This window comes from uncultured Caballeronia sp. (genome assembly GCF_964243625.1).
Lineage (GTDB): Bacteria > Pseudomonadota > Gammaproteobacteria > Burkholderiales > Burkholderiaceae > Caballeronia.
The window spans coordinates 1-16,420 of sequence record NZ_CAXTGZ010000079.1 but is presented as its reverse complement, the minus strand read 5'-3'; the positions used below and the strand labels follow the sequence as shown (position 1 = coordinate 16,420).

The 16,420-nt window shown below is 57.4% G+C and carries 14 protein-coding genes and 2 pseudogenes; 12 read left to right on the top strand and 4 right to left on the bottom strand.

Annotated features, from left to right (window positions below; genetic code table 11):
- Positions 1-282, bottom strand: a pseudogene (locus ACFFAR_RS07945) (sterol desaturase family protein); the annotation flags it as partial.
- A 289-nt stretch (positions 283-571) separates the two neighbouring features.
- Between ACFFAR_RS07945 and ACFFAR_RS07940 the strand changes: the two are divergent.
- The 8 genes and pseudogenes from ACFFAR_RS07940 to ACFFAR_RS07905 all read left to right on the top strand — a co-directional run.
- Entirely contained in the window at positions 572-1,564 is a 993-nt protein-coding gene (locus ACFFAR_RS07940; RefSeq protein ID WP_174363343.1) for a hypothetical protein, read from the top strand.
- Between the two features lie 66 nt (positions 1,565-1,630).
- Positions 1,631-1,921: a hypothetical protein gene (locus ACFFAR_RS07935; RefSeq protein WP_062002357.1), complete on the top strand. Its 291-nt coding sequence runs from the start codon at positions 1,631-1,633 to the stop codon at positions 1,919-1,921.
- A gap of 26 nt (positions 1,922-1,947) precedes the next feature.
- Complete coding sequence (locus tag ACFFAR_RS07930) at positions 1,948-2,661, top strand: response regulator (RefSeq protein WP_174363344.1); 714 nt, start codon at positions 1,948-1,950, stop codon at positions 2,659-2,661.
- Positions 2,658-4,013 carry an ATP-binding protein gene (locus ACFFAR_RS07925; RefSeq protein WP_174363345.1) on the top strand — a complete coding sequence of 452 codons (1,356 nt, stop codon included), beginning with the start codon at positions 2,658-2,660 and terminating at the stop codon, positions 4,011-4,013. The genes ACFFAR_RS07930 and ACFFAR_RS07925 overlap by 4 nt, the downstream gene beginning before the upstream one ends.
- A 161-nt stretch (positions 4,014-4,174) precedes the next feature.
- Complete coding sequence (locus tag ACFFAR_RS07920) at positions 4,175-4,936, top strand: DUF4410 domain-containing protein (protein WP_375507722.1); 762 nt, start codon at positions 4,175-4,177, stop codon at positions 4,934-4,936.
- Positions 4,937-5,153: 217 nt separating this feature from the next.
- Complete coding sequence (locus ACFFAR_RS07915; RefSeq protein WP_075357544.1) at positions 5,154-5,588, top strand: Hsp20/alpha crystallin family protein; 435 nt, start codon at positions 5,154-5,156, stop codon at positions 5,586-5,588.
- 31 nt (positions 5,589-5,619) lie between these two features.
- The gene (locus ACFFAR_RS07910) at positions 5,620-6,027 is read left to right on the top strand and encodes an Hsp20/alpha crystallin family protein (RefSeq protein ID WP_375507721.1); all 408 of its coding nucleotides are present in this window, start codon (positions 5,620-5,622) and stop codon (positions 6,025-6,027) included.
- 62 nt (positions 6,028-6,089) lie between these two features.
- Positions 6,090-6,347 (top strand): annotated as a pseudogene (locus ACFFAR_RS07905) (xanthine dehydrogenase family protein molybdopterin-binding subunit); the annotation flags it as partial.
- A gap of 383 nt (positions 6,348-6,730) precedes the next feature.
- On the opposite strand, the gene ACFFAR_RS07900 reads toward ACFFAR_RS07905, so the two are convergent.
- The gene (locus tag ACFFAR_RS07900; protein WP_375507720.1) at positions 6,731-6,961 is read right to left on the bottom strand and encodes a hypothetical protein; all 231 of its coding nucleotides are present in this window, start codon (positions 6,959-6,961) and stop codon (positions 6,731-6,733) included.
- A gap of 637 nt (positions 6,962-7,598) precedes the next feature.
- Here ACFFAR_RS07900 and ACFFAR_RS07895 point away from each other — a divergent pair.
- Both ACFFAR_RS07895 and ACFFAR_RS07890 read left to right on the top strand, forming a co-directional pair.
- On the top strand, positions 7,599-8,879 hold the full coding sequence (locus tag ACFFAR_RS07895; protein WP_062001808.1) for an MFS transporter: 1,281 nt from the start codon (positions 7,599-7,601) through the stop codon (positions 8,877-8,879).
- A gap of 15 nt (positions 8,880-8,894) precedes the next feature.
- Positions 8,895-9,911 carry a 2-hydroxyacid dehydrogenase gene (locus tag ACFFAR_RS07890; RefSeq protein WP_375507719.1) on the top strand — a complete coding sequence of 339 codons (1,017 nt, stop codon included), beginning with the start codon at positions 8,895-8,897 and terminating at the stop codon, positions 9,909-9,911.
- Between the two features lie 125 nt (positions 9,912-10,036).
- On the opposite strand, the gene ACFFAR_RS07885 is transcribed toward ACFFAR_RS07890, so the two are convergent.
- Together ACFFAR_RS07885 and ACFFAR_RS07880 are read right to left on the bottom strand one after the other, a co-directional pair.
- On the bottom strand, positions 10,037-10,600 hold the full coding sequence (locus ACFFAR_RS07885; RefSeq protein ID WP_174363186.1) for an acyltransferase: 564 nt from the start codon (positions 10,598-10,600) through the stop codon (positions 10,037-10,039).
- A 468-nt stretch (positions 10,601-11,068) separates the two neighbouring features.
- The gene (locus tag ACFFAR_RS07880; RefSeq protein WP_174363187.1) at positions 11,069-12,655 is read right to left on the bottom strand and encodes a hypothetical protein; all 1,587 of its coding nucleotides are present in this window, start codon (positions 12,653-12,655) and stop codon (positions 11,069-11,071) included.
- Between the two features lie 1,823 nt (positions 12,656-14,478).
- Here ACFFAR_RS07880 and ACFFAR_RS07875 point away from each other — a divergent pair.
- Positions 14,479-15,450 carry a glycosyltransferase family 2 protein gene (locus ACFFAR_RS07875; protein WP_075357536.1) on the top strand — a complete coding sequence of 324 codons (972 nt, stop codon included), beginning with the start codon at positions 14,479-14,481 and terminating at the stop codon, positions 15,448-15,450.
- Between the two features lie 327 nt (positions 15,451-15,777).
- A partial coding sequence (locus tag ACFFAR_RS07870) for a hypothetical protein (RefSeq protein ID WP_174363188.1) occupies positions 15,778-16,420 on the top strand: 643 nt, incomplete at its 3' end.

Genomic DNA, 16,420 nt, shown 5'->3' with positions numbered 1-16,420 from the left:
CTCCTGGCCGATAAAGAGCAGGAACACCATCAGCGCGCTGTTGAGCGTGACGGTAAAGATCCTGTGATCCCAGGCAAAGGCGAAAACCGGCGCTGCAAGCGAGAGCGGAAGGAGTGCGAGCAGTTTGCGGCCGGCCATGTCGGCCAGCGAAATCCACACTTCATACCAGTCGAATGGCGTGTCGCTATTGCGCTGTTTGCGGGTGAGCACACACGCCTCGATCAACGAGACGCCAACAACGAACAACAACACAAAGACCGCGATTTTTTCAGTGGTGAACATGATGGGCAGCTTATGGGTGTGAGGAAGACGCGTGGTCTGCGGGTAACGGCCGTTGTCGCTTCGGCTGAGGCTAATGTAATGGGCTGACCGGCAAAAAACCACGCGAAAACCATGTCGCCGGATGTCACGGAATTCGTACCGCAGCGGCGCACGCCAGGCGCGGGAACCTTGCCGCTCGGTGTAACACCGCGACATCTTTTCGAGCGCGATTATTTCGCGGACTCCTTTTATAGTTCGTCCCGTTGCCACGCCGCAGTGCGTGACTGAACCGAACCTTGAAGGATCCCTTATGAAACTCCGTTATCTCACCTCAGCTATCGCTTCGCTGCTCATCGCCGTCAGCACGCCCGCTTTCGCCGGATGGGCAAGTCACGGCACGGCCTACACGCCACACGGCGCCTACGACGGAGCGCGCTACGGCTCCTGCGCGGGCGGCACGTGCACGCACGCTGGCGGCGTCCAAAACCCCTACGGCGGCATAGCCACCAACACCGGCTCAGTGACCCGCACCGCACCCGGGCAGTTCTCGAACTCCGGCACGGCCATCGGCCCCAACGGCCGTCAGGTCCAGCACTCGGGCGACACGAACTGCGCCGGCGGCACGTGTGACCACACCGGTAGCCTGACCGGCTCTGACGGCCACAGCGCCACCACATCAGGCAGCGTGACGCGCAACGCGCCGGGTCAATACTCGTCCTCGGGAACGATCACCGCAGCGAACGGCAACACGACCAGTCACTCGGCATCGACAGACTGCGCGGGTTCCACCTGCGTGCGTTCCGGCACCGTGACGGGCAGCGATGGCGGAACCATTACTCATTCCGGCAGCGCGACGCGCGTAGCCGCAGGCGTGGTGGCGACGGGCACCGGCACGACGGTTGTACACAGCGGTACGGTGACCACGGGCGGCACCGTCACGGCAGTGGGCGGGACGGTTGCGGTGGGCACGGCACCGGTCGTTGTCGCGCCGCCGGTTGCCGTTGTGTCGGCGCCGGTACCAGTGGTCGTGACGCCGCCGGCCGCGTACGTAACTCCGCCCCCGCCGCCACCTGCTGTCTACGTCGCGCCTCTTGCGCCGAAGACCATTTACATTGCGCCGCCCGCGCCCAAGGTCGTCTACGTCGCGCCGCCCCCGCCACCGCGCCTCGTGTACGTCGCGCCGCAAGTACGAACGCTGTATCTCACGCCGCGTCCGGTGTATGTAGCACCCGTGCCGCGTGCCGCGGTGATGGTGCCCGGACACTGGGCCGGCCGTGTCTGGGTACCGGCGCACTGGGCGTAGCAGTAACGTCAGATCAATGAATCAACCCTGCCGGCCATGAGCGTCGGCTACATCACGGAGCAAATGATGAAAAAGATGATTGCGGTCCTTGTCTTGTGTATTGTTTCGGCAACGGCATCCGCTCAGGTCGCGCTGCCGCTCGGCGAACCCGCGCGCGGCGAGCGTGCAACGCAGCAATTGCAGGCTCGCTTTGCCAGCGCCAACACCACAAGCGACGGCAAGCTGACTCGGGACCAGGCGGCGGCCGGCATGCCAATGGTGGCGAAGCACTTCGACGAAATCGATACACAGCGGGTCGGCTACGTCACGCTGCCGCAGATCGAAGACCTGATGAAGCAAAAAGCAATGGCACGCTGAATGTAAGTGACCGTGGGAGACGCGTCATGGAACAAGTGAACAGGGTTATCGTGCTGGACGACGAAGCCGAGCTGCGCAACATGCTGCAACGGTTCCTGACAAGCCACGGCTTCTACGTGCGCGTCGTCGCCGACGGCAAGCAACTCGACCGCTACTTGCAGCGCGAACCGTATGACGTGCTGGTGCTGGACCTGATGATGGAACCGGAAGACGGGCTGACGGTGTGCAAGCGGTTGCGCGCCGAACGACAGACGCTTCCCATTCTCATGCTGACCGCGAAGGGCGATGCGGTCGACCGCGTCGTTGGCCTCGAAACCGGCGCCGACGACTACCTCGCCAAGCCCTTTCTCCCCGATGAACTCATCGCGCGAATCCGTGCGCTCCTGCGCCGCCAGAAAATGGCCGCCGGCGTGCCGACTGTGACCTCGCAGACGCTGCGCTTCGGCGAGTACCAGTTCGACGTCTCAAAGCAGACCTTGGTGCTTCGCGGCGAGCCCGTCGAGATTCACTCAGCGCAGATGTTGCTGCTGCATGCGCTGGGTTCATCGCCGAATCGGCCGGTCAGCCGGGAAAACCTGCTTGCGCGGGCGCGCGGCCGAGATCATGAAGCACTCGGTCGCAGCATTGACGTACAGATCCTCCGGCTTCGCCAGATCGTCGAAGAAGATCCGGCCAAACCGCGCTTCATCAAGACCGTATGGGGTGTCGGCTACATGCTCGTTGCGGGCATTGAGCCGTGAGCACGTCATCGCTTTCGTACCGGCTCGGCGGATGGTTGCCGCGTTCGCTGCTGGCCCGCAATATCACACTGCTGGTGGCGCTTGTCGCGCTGACCCAGGCGTGCTCGTTCGCGGTGCTGCTGAATTTCGTGCAGCGCCCGCGGATTGACCGCGCCGCGATCATCTTTTCGGACTATGTGAAGACGCTCGATGGCGTGTTGTCCGCCATGCCGCCCGACGAAGGCCGCGCCGCGGCCGCGCGCCTGGGCGGCCAGACTGACTTACCCGAACATCTCGAACGCGAAACGCAGCCGAGCCCGCTCCGCTTGTTCCGCACTTGGCAACGCGACGTCTTCGTGGGTGCGCTGCAGCGCGATCTGCCGCCCGACATGCAGGTCCGCTGGCAGACCAGCGACGGCGAGCGGCTCTGGATTCGTCTGCACGTCGCGGGCGACACCCGCTGGATCGCGCTGCCGATGACCGAGGATGCGCAAGCGAGCGGCATCGTGACGACACTCGCGCTCTGCGCAGGTCTCGCGTTGCTGGCCGCTCTGACGGGCTACCTGATCCAGTTGCACATCAACCGTCCCCTCAAGGATCTCGCGCGCGCCGCGCGCCACGTGAGCGCCGGTGAGGCGTCCGTCACTCTCCCAACTGACGGGCCAACTGAAATCGCCCAGGTCAGCAGCGCGTTCAACCAGATGACTCATGCGCTGAAGCAAGCTGAATCAACACGCGCGCTGATGCTGGCGGGCGTTTCACACGACATCCGCACGCCACTCACCAAGCTTCGTCTCGCGATGGCAATGGCGATTCCGCGGGGTGCCGACGATACATTCGTGGCGTCGGCAGAGAGCTATATCGACCACATTGACACGATTCTTCAGCAGTTCATGGACTACGCCGGCAGCGGTGAACGCGAGCTGCCGCAAGCCGGTGAACTCAACGCGCTGATAGGCCGGCTCGCCGCGGATTTTGCCGGGCTGGGGCACGAATTCGAATTGTCGCTCGGAGACGTTCCCGTGTTCGCATACCGGCCCGTGAGCCTGATGCGGCTCCTCATGAACCTGATGCAGAACGCAATCGTCTATGGGCGCACCGGTCTCGCCGTCCGAACATGGACGGAAGGCAACACCGCGTGCGTCGCCGTGTGCGATCGCGGCACGGGAATCGCCGCCTCGGAAATGGAAAACCTGAAGACGCCGTTCAGCAGGGGTACGAACGCCCGGACGCATTCGGGCGGCTCGGGTCTGGGGCTTGCCATCGTTGAGCGCATCGCGCGTCTGCACGGCGGTGCCTTGGTATTTCGCGTGCGTGAAGGCGGCGGTCTCGAGGCATGCGTAACGTTGCCAATGAACCGGCATTCTTCATAAGGACGCGGGTAGCTGCCGTTCGCACGTGTCAGATCACGGCGACATCGCGCGACATAATTCCTGAATGGTGCGCACGGCCGCTTCCTTCCATACTCACGTTCGCGTGCTAAGGCACACCTCTCTTCCGACATCTTGGCACGACGGTGCCATAACAAACCACCATGCAAATCTCACTCAAATTTTTCATTCGTAATGCCAAGCATCTGACGGCCGCCGCGCTCGTGACGGGGTCGCTAATTCTGGGTGGGTGCGCCTCGGCCGCCACCGAGACCATGAAGATCGACACCGCGCCGAACGTTCACGCAGACGTTATATACGTATGTTCTTTCGGCGCCACGTCCAGCCAGGTGAAAATGGATAGCGGGCTGGCACACGAAGGCAAAACGCTCATCAGCGGCGGATCGTTGGTTCAAGAACAAGATCAAACAGCAACCGATACACGTGAGCAGGTCGCGGATGAAATCGTGCGCAAGCTGCAATCAGCAGGATTGCGTGCAGTACGCGCAGACTGCGCTGCGCCGCCCAATCAGAACGCGCTGCTTGTCGAAGGCAAATTCCAAACCATCGACGAAGGCAAGCGACGCCGCCGCGTCCTGATCGGTCTTGGCGCAGGCAAAAGCGAAGTGAGTGCGTCGATCCAGATCCTTTACAAGTCCGCCGATGGCGCACTCATGCCACTTCGCAGCTTCGCCCTTGAAGCCGACAGCGGGCGCATGCCAGGTGTCGCAGAAACAGCGGGGGTTGGCGCGGTTGCCGGCAATGTTGCAACGGCTGCCGCGACGGGCGGGTCCTTGCATGGCGTGTCCGAGGCGAAACGCAACGGCGTCGCCGGTGACGCGAAAAAGCTGGGCGACTTGATCGCGAAGCAGATTGGAGCGGCAAGTTTAGCGAACGGATGGATGTCGGTCGAACGGACAAACTGATTTTGTGCTGTGCAAAAAAGACGCAAGCATCCTTCAGTTCGACGACAAAAAAAATAATTGAGCCCCCCCTTGAAATTTTTTGGCTATTTCCTATTTTGGATTCGAAAGCAGCCGCGGTTTTCGCGCTGCGTGTTTCGATTGGTTTGTCAGAGACTCGGCAGACGAACTGGAGCGCGTATGCCTGTTCGTCTCCTGCCACCTATAGGAGATTGCAGTCATGAGTGATGTTCTTTTCAATACCAGCTTGTTCGATGAGTTCGACCGTCTGCAACGCCAGATGTCGTCGGTGTTTGGTGGCCTGCCAACAAGCATCCGAGCATCGCGTTTCAGCGCCTTTCCCCAGATCAACCTCGGCAGCACCGACGATTCGGTCGAGATCGTTGCATTCGCCCCAGGCATCGATCCGGCAAAGATCGAAGTGACCGTAGACAAGGGGCTGCTCACCATCAGCGGTGAGCGTGCAGGCGTCGAATCTCCGTCCGAAGGCCGCACTTATGCGCAAGAGCGCTTCGCGGGAAGTTTTCGTCGGGCTATCGAGTTGCCGCGCGATGCAGATCCCGACAAAGTGAAGGCGCGCTATGTAAATGGCTGCCTTGCCATCAGCGTGGGCAAACGCGAAACGTCACGGCCGCGCACCATCGCGATCCAGTAATCAGCCTGTCACAACATTCGAGGAGGACAACATGAACACGCAAACTCAACTCGCGGAACGCAAGCTCAACGCTCTTGCGCGGACCAACGAAGAAAACGCACGAAAGGGACCCACGATCGCCCCGGCCGTCGATATCCATGAAGACGCTCATGGCATTACGCTGTGGGCCGATCTTCCCGGGGTGTCGCGTGATCGTTTGAACGTGCATGTGCAGGACGGGACACTTTTCATCGAAGGCGAGGCATTGATCGATACGCCGGGTGGGCTGCGCCTGCACCATGCAGAGATTCGTGAACCTCGGTTCGCGCGTGCCTTTTCGTTGAGCACCGATTTCGACACGTCGAAGATCGAAGCCAACTTGAACGATGGCGTGTTGAAGCTGAGCATCCCGCGCCGCGAGGAAGCGAAACCGCGCCGGGTAGAAGTGAGTGTTGGATAAGCACGAAGGGGCGCTCGCAGGCGATAGTAGCAACAGCGAGCGCCCAGTGAATCGGGAGGGGCTGGTGGCTTTATGAGCAGACGACCTTTGAACTTCACGGCATCACAAGCTTCGACTGGAGCACTTATCCAATCCTGCGGTTTTCATCAGTGCCGGGACGCATTGATGTCGACCTGATCGACCGTCCCGGCACACCGTTCCTCGGCGTGGGCGAAGCGTCACAAGGCCCGGCCGCCGCAGCGCTTGCCAACGCGGTTGCCGACGCTACCGGCAAGCGCGTGCGGGACCTGCCGCTCGCTGGCGACCCTCTGAGATCATGATTAGGGGACCGCTTCGGAAGCGGTGAAACTTAAGTGCGCCACAATACCTACACTTTCGTTCCCGCGACTTTCGAAGGCGACGATAGCCTTCAATGGCGGAATACGCATATCGAGTGAGGAGCCACCGAGTTCGGGGGATTGCAAGGCATTCGCTTTCGTGAAAGGCCGAGATCGGCAGCGTCTAAGACCTGGACTTCCCGGATGACAGCTCAGAAACCGAAGCGTGGGAAGCCCTCGCCTTGGGCGAGCAGCTTACCCAAGCTAAGCCCGGCTTTCTCCAGCCGGTGTTGTGGCATCAAACTCAGCTGATCATCGTGAAGCCGCAGCTGTGCTGTGCACAGCCGCCCTGCTGATCATCCATTGATCGCATCGAGGAATTGCTATCACGAAGTTTTGCCGGTACGGGCATGCCGGACAGCAGCAGATGCGGAGCCGATGAAAAGTTGGACAGTGCTGACGGCATCGACTCGCTTGTGCGGTGACCGGATCAACCGGCTGCCACCTTCGAGGACTACGCTGTGCAGGCCCGTGGCATCTATCTCGAGAAGGTTCAACAGTGCGCCGGGCGTATTCAACTTACCCCGTTCGCGGTAGACGATTTGATCTTCAGACATCGGACGTCTCTCCTTATTTCGCATGACAAGCCAGCATCGGAGGGCTGTCGGGGCCCGGCATGATCTAGATCATCTCAACGAAGAGCGCTAGCGGATAGCCTAGTCATGTTCGTTGACTCATTGCCCGGATTGCCTCGAACTCCGATCGATTCGTCCTTCTTTTCCAAGGGCTCATCATGAGCTGGAAAGTATCGCCGTATATGTCGATACAACCTGATAGTCCCGTGCCAGAACCTCCATTGAGATGAGCTTTGCCAGGCAATCCAGCGCGCATCTCGACGCAGTCTATGCCGCGTTCGATCGGTACCCGCGACCGTTCTAAGTGTTGGCAGATTTGGCTGAATATTACGCAATGCATCAGAAAGATGCGCTCGCAGCGAGCGCGCGTCGTGCGCGAGGATTTCGAGTCCGAGCTTGCACCCCGGACGTTGAGGACGAATGGACCCTATGTGCATTGGACGAATTCTTTCCCGGCTCACGACCAATGCGTTGGGTCGATTGCTCGTGACCAGCCAAGTCAAGTCCGACAACCCTGAAACTTTTTGGGCGAACATCTCGCCGAAAGCCTCCCTTCGGCCACGCTGCCGATTCTGCTGTCTCACTGACATACGTGGCGCGCCCGCGCCTGGAACCTATCATGTCCACCTCAACCGTCTTGCCGGCCGCCCCCGCAGCTAATCGACTCGCCATAGCCGGCGTGTTGCCCTGGCTCCTTTGCGCAATCTTTTACTTCTACCAGTACGCGGTCCGCTCCGCGCCCGGCGTAATGCAGAATGAACTGGCACAAGCCTGGGGCGGAAACCATATTGGATCGATCGTTTCGGCCTACTACATGGTGTACGCACTAATGGCGCTGGTCGCAGGCGTCCTGCTCGACCGGTACGGTGCGCGCCGGACGATTCCATATGGCATCGCGATCGTCGCGATCGGATGCCTCGTGTTTGCACAGGGTAGCCGCGCGGCAGGCATGGCCGGCTTCATCCTGCAGGGCGTGGGCGCCATCTTCGCGTTCATTGGCTCGTCTTACGTCGCTGCGCGCTACCTGCCGGCAGGCATGCTGGCAATGTTCATCGGACTTACGCAGTGTCTCGGCATGGCGGGTGCCGCGTTTGGCTCAAAGCCCGTGCACATGCTGATCGATCCCGCCGGCAGCTTGCAGATGCCCTGGCAGCACGTGTGGATCGCCTTTGCGGTGATCGGCGCGCTGCTCGCGGTGGGCACATGGTTCGCGATGCCCGATGAAGGAGCGGACAGTCATCACGGCACGCTTGGCATCGCCAACGTGCTGCGGCCATACCGAATCGTATTGTCGAACCCGCAGAGCTGGCTCGCCGGTGTGATCGGCGGCCTTTTGTTCGCGCCGACCACCATCGGCGCCCTCGTCTGGGTGACCTCATTCCTGCACGATGGCCAGCATATGGACATGGCGCAAGCCGCTGCCGACGCATCCATGGTGCCGATCGGCTGGGTAATCGGGTGTCCTCTGCTCGGTTATCTCTCGGACCGCTCGGGACGCAGGAAGCCAGTGCTGATTGGCGGCGCACTGGCGGTACTCGCGCTCGGACTCGTCGCGGTCTTCATTCCAGCAGGCACTTTCCCGCGATATTCAGTGGCGCTGTTATTCGGCATTGCATCCGGTGCCGCAATGATTCCGTTTTCGACCATGAAGGAGGTCAATCCGCACGAGGTGAAAGGTACCGCGGCGGGCGTGATGAACTTCCTCGTGTTCCTGACAACGGGCCTGCTCGCGCCGTTCATTTCGCGCCTGATGGTGGCACAGCCAGGCAGAACCATGAACCTGCAGGCGTTCCAGCATGCTTTCATTCCACTCGTGTTCGGTGTGGTAATCGCGGTCGTCCTATCGTTTTTCCTGCGTGAAACGGGTACGGCCGTGCGCACCGCTGTTCCAGCTAACTAACCGGTAGACCACGTCATGCGAGTTGCAATCTTCAGTACCAAACCTTACGACCGTGCAGCACTCGACGCAGCCAATGCACACGGCCTGCATTCGCCGACCTACTTCGAGCCGCGACTCGACGTCACCACCGCAAGTCTGGCGAAGGGGTTCGCGGCGGTCTGCGTATTCGTCAACGACCGAGTCGATGCCGCAGCAATCCGGATCTTGGCCGATGGGGGCACCCGCGTGATTGCGTTGCGCTGCGCGGGCTTCAACAACGTCGACCTGACGGCGGCTGAAGAGCGGGGTATCGAGGTAGTGCGCGTGCCCGCTTATTCGCCTTACGCAGTGGCTGAGTTCACGATAGGCCTGCTCCTTTCTCTTAACCGGAAGATCCACCATGCTTATGCGCGTGTTCGCGAGGACAACTTCTCGCTCGACGGTTTGCTCGGACACGACCTGCACGGCAAGACGGTCGGTGTGGTGGGTACCGGGCGTATCGGCATGCTCGTCGCGCGTGCGCTCAAACTTGGATTTGGGTGCGACGTGCTTGCCTGCGATGTCGTGGAGGACGCTGCGCTCGTGGACATGGGCGTGCGCTATGTCACGATGCGCGCGCTAGTCGAAGCGTCCGATGTCATCTCCCTGCACTGCCCCCTGACACGCGACACGCTGCATCTCATCGACACAGCGGCGCTCGCTGCAAGCAAGCCGGGTACGCTGCTGATCAATACGAGCCGCGGCGCGCTCGTCGATACGCCGGCGTTGATCACGGCGCTCAAGTCAGGACAGCTCGGCGGCGTCGCGCTCGACGTCTACGAGCAGGAAGAAGCGCTGTTTTTCGAAGACCTGTCGCTGGACGTTGTGCAAGACGACGTTTTCCAGCGCCTTCTTACGTTCCCGAACGTCCTCGTAACCGGACATCAGGCGTTCTTCACAGCCGAGGCCATGGCCTCAATCGCTCAGACGACACTCAACAGTCTGTCCGAGGCGGATACGGGGCGCGCACTGAGTTGCCGTATTGCAGCGCCAGCCCAGATCACGACCGAATGAGAGGCACGCGCTTTCTGACTGTGGAACTTCGACTTTGGAGACGAATGCTTTAAGGAAGCAGGTAGCGCAACGACTGAGAAAAATCTGCTGGCATTGTGGCCGCGTCGCGACGCATGCGACTTTGATTAAGCTCTGACCCAGTCGTCAGGTACGTTGAGCTGACGTATGACCCGCGCCGGTGAGCCTGCGGCTAAACTCTTGGGGGGGATTTCTCCTACAACTGTCGACCCTGCAGCGATTACAGAATGGCTGCCAATTTTAGCTCCCGCCAAAATCGTCGATCGCGCGCCAATCCAGACGTTGTCGCCGATTTCTATAGGCGCTTGCTTCGTAGGGCGCTCCGGCGTTACTTGGTGATAGTCGGTGTCGAAAATAAAAGTCATGTCTCCAATCTTGCAATTGCTACCTATTCTCACTGAAGTTGTCGCGCAAAGATTCGCACCATCGTTAAAAAACGCGTTCTGCCCGATCTCTAAACTCGCGCCCTCTGAAACCCAGATGAACGGGCGCGTCCGGTAAGAGCGAAAGGAGCAGTTTTTAGCCAAGTGGATGTACCCCTTGTTGCTGATTCTCGGCCACTTGCCCGAAAAGGCCGGTGGACCATCGAAGCGTACGTTTTTTGCCGTAAGAGCTACTCGGATGAAGACGCTCTTCACGCTGGACAAACTTCTAAGAATCGCTCTCTTCATGCATTAGTCCAAATAAGTAGGTCGCTGGCTGGTTAGCTTGAATCGTCGACTATCGGGCAAGGCAGTGATACGGGTTTTCGGGTTAGCCAATCAACGAACAATACATATGATGAATAACCCGCCGTAAACACTCATCAGTGTGACAGCAAAACTTTTGCGAGCGTCACAAAAGAATTACCGCATCGGCAACTTTGCCCAATCGGGTTCAATCAAACGGGTTTGTTGCGGGACGCGAACAAGTAAAGACGAAGACGCCTGACAAGACATCGCAGAAATCGAACGATTTCCAGGACGGAGATAGTTTTGCCATCGATGCAACCACCCATGTCGGCATCATCGACGCTAAGCCAATACAATGAGCGTTACCGTACGGGTGCGTCTAACCACATTACGTACAGCTAATAAGCAAACGGGGATAGCAAACGCTACCCCCGCTTTTCCAGCTCTCTATCACATCAAGGGTTAGATTCAGACGTCCGCATGTGACGCCGTGAATCCCGTGAACGCTGCGTACGGGGCGCTTAAGGGAGCGCCGTTGATCATGATGCCGTACGTGCTGTTTCCACTATCGAGCACGTAGTACATCACAGACTGAATGTTGTGGCTTTTTCTGTTTGCGTAGAAATTGGACAACTGAGTCGTGACGTAGTTTGCCCTGTACGCTTGCGTCTGCTCAGGGCCCGTGTTCCATTCCGTGATCATGAACGGAACTCCATAGCGAGCCTTGCAGTACGTTGGCAAATCAAAGCCTGGTCCGGCGCCGTCGATGCCAATATTAAAGATGTCGCCATACACTTCGTAGTTGTGCCATGTCGTGATGTCCCAGCGAACCTTAGGATGCCCCTGCGATCCATCTGGTTGTATGCCGTCCCATAAGGCATCTGACGCGCCCACATCTGCCACGCAGAAATTGATGCCGCACTTGGCGCCAGGCTGGACCGACTTCACGCCATCGATCATTCCGCGCATCACGCCGCGCATGGCTGGCCAGTTTGCATTATTGAAGTCTGCAACCTTGCAGCCCGCCTGAGTCGAGTCTACGACGGTCGAACTCTGACGAGTCAGCTCATTGCCGCATTCGTACATCGTGACCCCGTACTGCTTAAGTGCGTTTGCGACCGCCGATCCAACCGAATATGCTTGATTGTAGGCAACGCCCTCGCTGCTCAGCAAGTTGCCATTGTTGTCGTTCATGCCCTGGTTGATCAACACCAAGAGGGTCATGCCGGCAGACTGGAAAGCAGCGGCCAGCTTGGCCACTGCAGCAATCTGCGACGGATCGGAGCTGCAGCCCACGCGGTAGCTGGTGCAACCCATGCTTTTGAGAATTGAAACGATCTGGGCCGGGGTATAGGTGTAGTCCCAATGTCCGTTGACGCCGAAGAAACTGCCTGCGGCAACGGAACCAGAGATACGCGGATCGGTGGAAGCAAGCCATCCCCCCGCGTTGGCCCATACATAGAACTGACCACTTGTGTTTTTGTGCCACATCATGCCGCCGTACCAGAGCAACAAGGCGACGTTGTAGTTGACACCGACAACGGCACCGTCTCTATAGATAACACCGGCATTCACTGTCCATTTACGACCCTGCTTGTCGATGAGGACAGTACCCGACGGAATCGTGGCGCCGTCGGGAGAGATTCCTGCGGTGCGTGGATCGAGGCATGCCGTCCACCCAGAACCATTCCACGAGTAGAACTGGCCCCCGGTATTCTGATGGTACACGGTGCCGGCGTACCACAGCGCCAAGGCGACGTTGTAGTTCACGCCTGCGACTGCGCCGTTCCTGTACACCACGCCCCCGGAAAGCGTCCAGACATTGCCTGAGTTATCGACGATCTTTGCAGACGAAGGCAGACTCGTTCCATCGGCCGACGCAGTCGTAGCGGCGTTGACAACTGCATTTCCAACTGCGGCATTGTTGGTTGCGCTATTTGCGACTGCACCGGCGGCATTGCCGATTCCATCACTGGAGCCACCGCCGCAGGCGGTCAGAAGATAGCTACCGCCGAACGCAGTAAGGCAACCGAGAAATTGACGTCGTTTGATCATGGCGAGTTCGTCCACTGTCGAGAAAAGCCCGACAGAAAATAAGCAAATGATTTTTAGTCTTCGACACACGAAATGCTGTTGGGAGCGTGGGCACCCGAACCGCTTTTTCTTTACTTCGTATATCTAACTAACCCAATGAATTATTGACCCATTCCGTGCTCAGTACCGGATGGCGCTTTAAACGATTGGGACGGCGTGCGACCTGGGAACACGAACGCGAAGGCACACCTTCCCGATGCGGTCACAGAAGCGACCACATGCCTTCGTCGTGTATTCGGAACGCTTGCGTGCGAACCCCGACCCCGGTATCGCGACTTGTCGAGACAGTCGCCTTATCGTCTATTACGCAAACGTTTAACCGAGAATGCCGCTTACTTCAGCGATTCGGCAAAGTCTACCTTTTCGTCTGACCACGGGTGTAAATGTACCCGGAATGTGCGGTAGACCACAAACGAATAAGTAATATTCTGTTAAATAGTGAAATTTTCCCTAGGCGCTGTTGCGATGCAAAAAGAACTGCTCAAAGGTGCCTGACATTAATCGAAAGATTTCGGTCAATATTATATTTAATCCAGAAATTAATTAAAAATTCGGTCGTAGATTCTACCCTGACAAATAATATGAGTCAGAAATGCGTGTAAAGTCCGTGTCGTTAATTTATACTACGAATATATATTACCTATTTTGGCCGTTGATCTGATCGCGCAACGATCCGTAGCGTGGCCGTGAGCTTTAGGGGGCACACCCAAATTCACTATAGATGCAGCAGAACTGTTGCCGAATTCCCCGCTTGCTCGGGAACCAAAGAAGACTCAAAGGCGTCAGCCTTGCATGGCCACCATGCAGGTCAACTGGAAAGAAATCCTTGTCGCCAAGCATTTGCGTGGCCCGACTCGCTCGTGATCAGATCCGGCTTCAGGTCCACATGTCGCCTGCATTGAACATCTGTGCGACGGTCCAGTCGGCACCTTGTTATTAACGGATCGCATGTCGAGGCTTGGTTCAGAATGCCCGGCGCATCGGCGAGTCTCGTGCGTTTGAAGACGTTGAGTAATTGGCAAAATTTGAAGAGCTCATTTCAGGGCGAATGGGCAACCGAGACCGCGCCCGCTCCGCGAGCGATATTTTCCTGGCCCGCCAGGGGCGCAATGGCAGGGTGAGAAAGCATGTGTGATTTACAACCCAGACAATTAAAAAGCCGAGAAAAATTAGCTGGAAGCCACGCGCGGTCGCGTCGTCGAAACTGACTTTTCATTCCTATATCATTCGTGTGACGTGTTGATCGTTACTTATTTCAGAAGAAGCGACGTGCCAGCAACCGAGCGGCCCAATCCAATTTGAACACTAAGGCTTTAACAGATAGTCAGTTGCACGCCCTTCGCAAACAATGCGAAATCGCGAGTGAAATCTGGCATATCGTCTGATCGACGCTTTCGGCCAATAGCACACGAGTTTTAGCCGTTTCACTAATTCACCTTGCAATAAGTGTAAGCTTCAGCTGAAGTCACCATTTAATATCAATTGTGTGATTAATGAGCGGCTACTGGAGCTTCCCGCTGTCCTTATTTGGGTAAGCGCGGTAATGCAATATCCGATATGTAAGTGAACACCTTTTCCATAATCCTCAGTTGAATTAGCTGGATGAGTTGGGGCGCGGATACGGTAACGTCGGATATGAGTGCGTGCTACTGGGGCTGCGACCGATAGTTCCGAAGGCAGCAAAAACTCGGAACAGGTCGCCCCGTCTGCGTTTGATTCCCATCCAAGTTGCTCCCGATGACGTTCGCACGTTTTGCCTTCTAACTAAAGCTCAAGGACTACACATGCCTGTTTTTTCGATTATTGTCCCGGCCTACAATGTGCAGGATTTTATTGAGGAAGCGCTGGAAAGCATTGCAAGACAGTCGTTTGCTGACTTCGAGGCTATCATTGTGGACGATGGATCAACCGACGGCACTGGGGATATTGCGAAGAAGTTTTGTTCGACAGATACACGGTTCAAATATCTTCATCAGCGAAACGGAGGTCTTTCGGCTGCACGGAACTCAGGCACAGATGTCGCGATTGGCACGTATATTTATTATTTTGATAGTGACGATGTCATCGATGCCGAGGCGCTAGCTTCATGCTACCGAGAGTTCCAAAATAATGAGATCGACGTTGTAATGTTTGAGGCCGAAGTTTTTCCGGTTGACTCGCCTGTTTATAAGATCGAAGAAAACTATTATAAACGGCCGGTAGGAAAGTCGCCTTTATGGTCTGACGATTTTATCGTTGAGTCACTTCGACAAGGACACTACTGCGTGCAGGCGTGCTGCTTCGTTGCGCGCAAATCAGCGATAGGAGAACTCCGGTTTATCGAAGGCATGTTGTTCGAGGACAACCACTTTTTTGTTTCGCTCTTACTGGAGAAAAAGCGCAAGGTGGCAATACTTCATGAAAAACTCTACAAACGACGGTTGAGGTCGGGCTCAATCATGTTTTCATCGAAGACGAAACACCATTACGACAGCATGAATCGCATGGTCCGGGAATTATCGAAGCTATCGTTCTTCGCTCTCAAGCCGCCTGAGAGATCAGCAATCAAAGAAGAGATCGTCGGCAACGCGCTCGGAGATCTGCACTTCGTTAGTTCCCTCGTTGGCGCCAGCATCAACCTCCGAAGAAGGAACATCACCGCCATGTGGCACGTCGCGCGGCATGTTTCGCCGCGCCTGTTTGCGCCAAAACGTCTCCTGCTCGCGTTGGTTCCCGAACTGTACAGTCTCAAAGCGGAGGCAAGGTTGCACCGTTAAGATTGGGTTGGGTGGGTGAGCGACCGGGCATGGCAAAGACCTCCGGACGCGCAGGCGGGCAAGTGAACTGAAGACGCTTAGCTTCAGCTTATTGTTGTTGTCCGAAGCGGATCGACAAAGTATTCGTGACTACCGGTCTCGCTTCGAGAACACGCCCAACAAAACTGCAACGATGCAGCGAAGGTAAATTATTTCCTCGTAGATATGAACGTGTTCCTAAAGCGGATGGTTTGACCATCACGGCCGCTAGGTCCGTCATGCTGGAATGTCACGTGCGCCGAGCGGGTGAACAAGCGGAGAGAAGATCGGCATGCGCAAAATCGGTCAATGCACCTGAACTATAAGCCAACGAAGAATATGCTGAAAAACCTTATTGTTCTGGCGTGCGTAATGCTGTCGAACGTCGCATGTGCAGATGCAGTGAATCGAGAAACAAGGCATTCGGCCAACGCTCCCGGAGCCCGCACTGTACATCTCGGACAGTCCCACGCACATGTTCGACGCGATCAGGCTGACGCTGACACCTTCGATCAGTCTAAAGCGGGTTTCACTAATGGAGTTGTGCTGCCGGAAACATATGGAGCAGTCGGTGACGGTAATACCTACTTCGACGGCAGCATGCAAGTTGGCGGGACAGCGACAGTTGCAACTTCGCATGCGGCAAATGACGCGAACCCGACGGCGCCACCGGTTTCGACCGGTGCATCGAACGACATGGTTGTGCACGTGATTGCGAATGCGCAGGCTTACTCAGTTACGCCATCGCTTGGGATGGTCCGAGCCAACCAGTCTTCAGAAAATGGCAGCCTTGGCATCATGGCGCTGGATGAAACTGTTGCGAGGCCTGCTCTTACAACTGCAGTCTCGGGAATCACACCGTTTGCATCTGGATGGCAAACAGTTTCCATTGCGCTCGCATCAATCGGAACGCCTTCCTTCATTGCCAGCACGACATACTACTCTGCGAGTA

What these genes read in the sequence shown, in the direction of transcription:
- ACFFAR_RS07910 (WP_375507721.1), top strand. Translation starts at nt 5,620, where the DNA reads ATGAACACGCAAACTCAACTCGCGGAACGCAAGCTCAACGCTCTTGCG.
- ACFFAR_RS07915 (WP_075357544.1), top strand. Translation starts at nt 5,154, where the DNA reads ATGAGTGATGTTCTTTTCAATACCAGCTTGTTCGATGAGTTCGACCGT.
- ACFFAR_RS07875 (WP_075357536.1), top strand. Translation starts at nt 14,479, where the DNA reads ATGCCTGTTTTTTCGATTATTGTCCCGGCCTACAATGTGCAGGATTTT.
- ACFFAR_RS07880 (WP_174363187.1), bottom strand. Translation starts at nt 12,655, where the DNA reads ATGATCAAACGACGTCAATTTCTCGGTTGCCTTACTGCGTTCGGCGGT.
- ACFFAR_RS07930 (WP_174363344.1), top strand. Translation starts at nt 1,948, where the DNA reads ATGGAACAAGTGAACAGGGTTATCGTGCTGGACGACGAAGCCGAGCTG.
- ACFFAR_RS07885 (WP_174363186.1), bottom strand. Translation starts at nt 10,600, where the DNA reads ATGAAGAGAGCGATTCTTAGAAGTTTGTCCAGCGTGAAGAGCGTCTTC.
- ACFFAR_RS07935 (WP_062002357.1), top strand. Translation starts at nt 1,631, where the DNA reads ATGAAAAAGATGATTGCGGTCCTTGTCTTGTGTATTGTTTCGGCAACG.
- ACFFAR_RS07890 (WP_375507719.1), top strand. Translation starts at nt 8,895, where the DNA reads ATGCGAGTTGCAATCTTCAGTACCAAACCTTACGACCGTGCAGCACTC.
- ACFFAR_RS07895 (WP_062001808.1), top strand. Translation starts at nt 7,599, where the DNA reads ATGTCCACCTCAACCGTCTTGCCGGCCGCCCCCGCAGCTAATCGACTC.
- ACFFAR_RS07940 (WP_174363343.1), top strand. Translation starts at nt 572, where the DNA reads ATGAAACTCCGTTATCTCACCTCAGCTATCGCTTCGCTGCTCATCGCC.
- ACFFAR_RS07900 (WP_375507720.1), bottom strand. Translation starts at nt 6,961, where the DNA reads ATGTCTGAAGATCAAATCGTCTACCGCGAACGGGGTAAGTTGAATACG.
- ACFFAR_RS07920 (WP_375507722.1), top strand. Translation starts at nt 4,175, where the DNA reads ATGCAAATCTCACTCAAATTTTTCATTCGTAATGCCAAGCATCTGACG.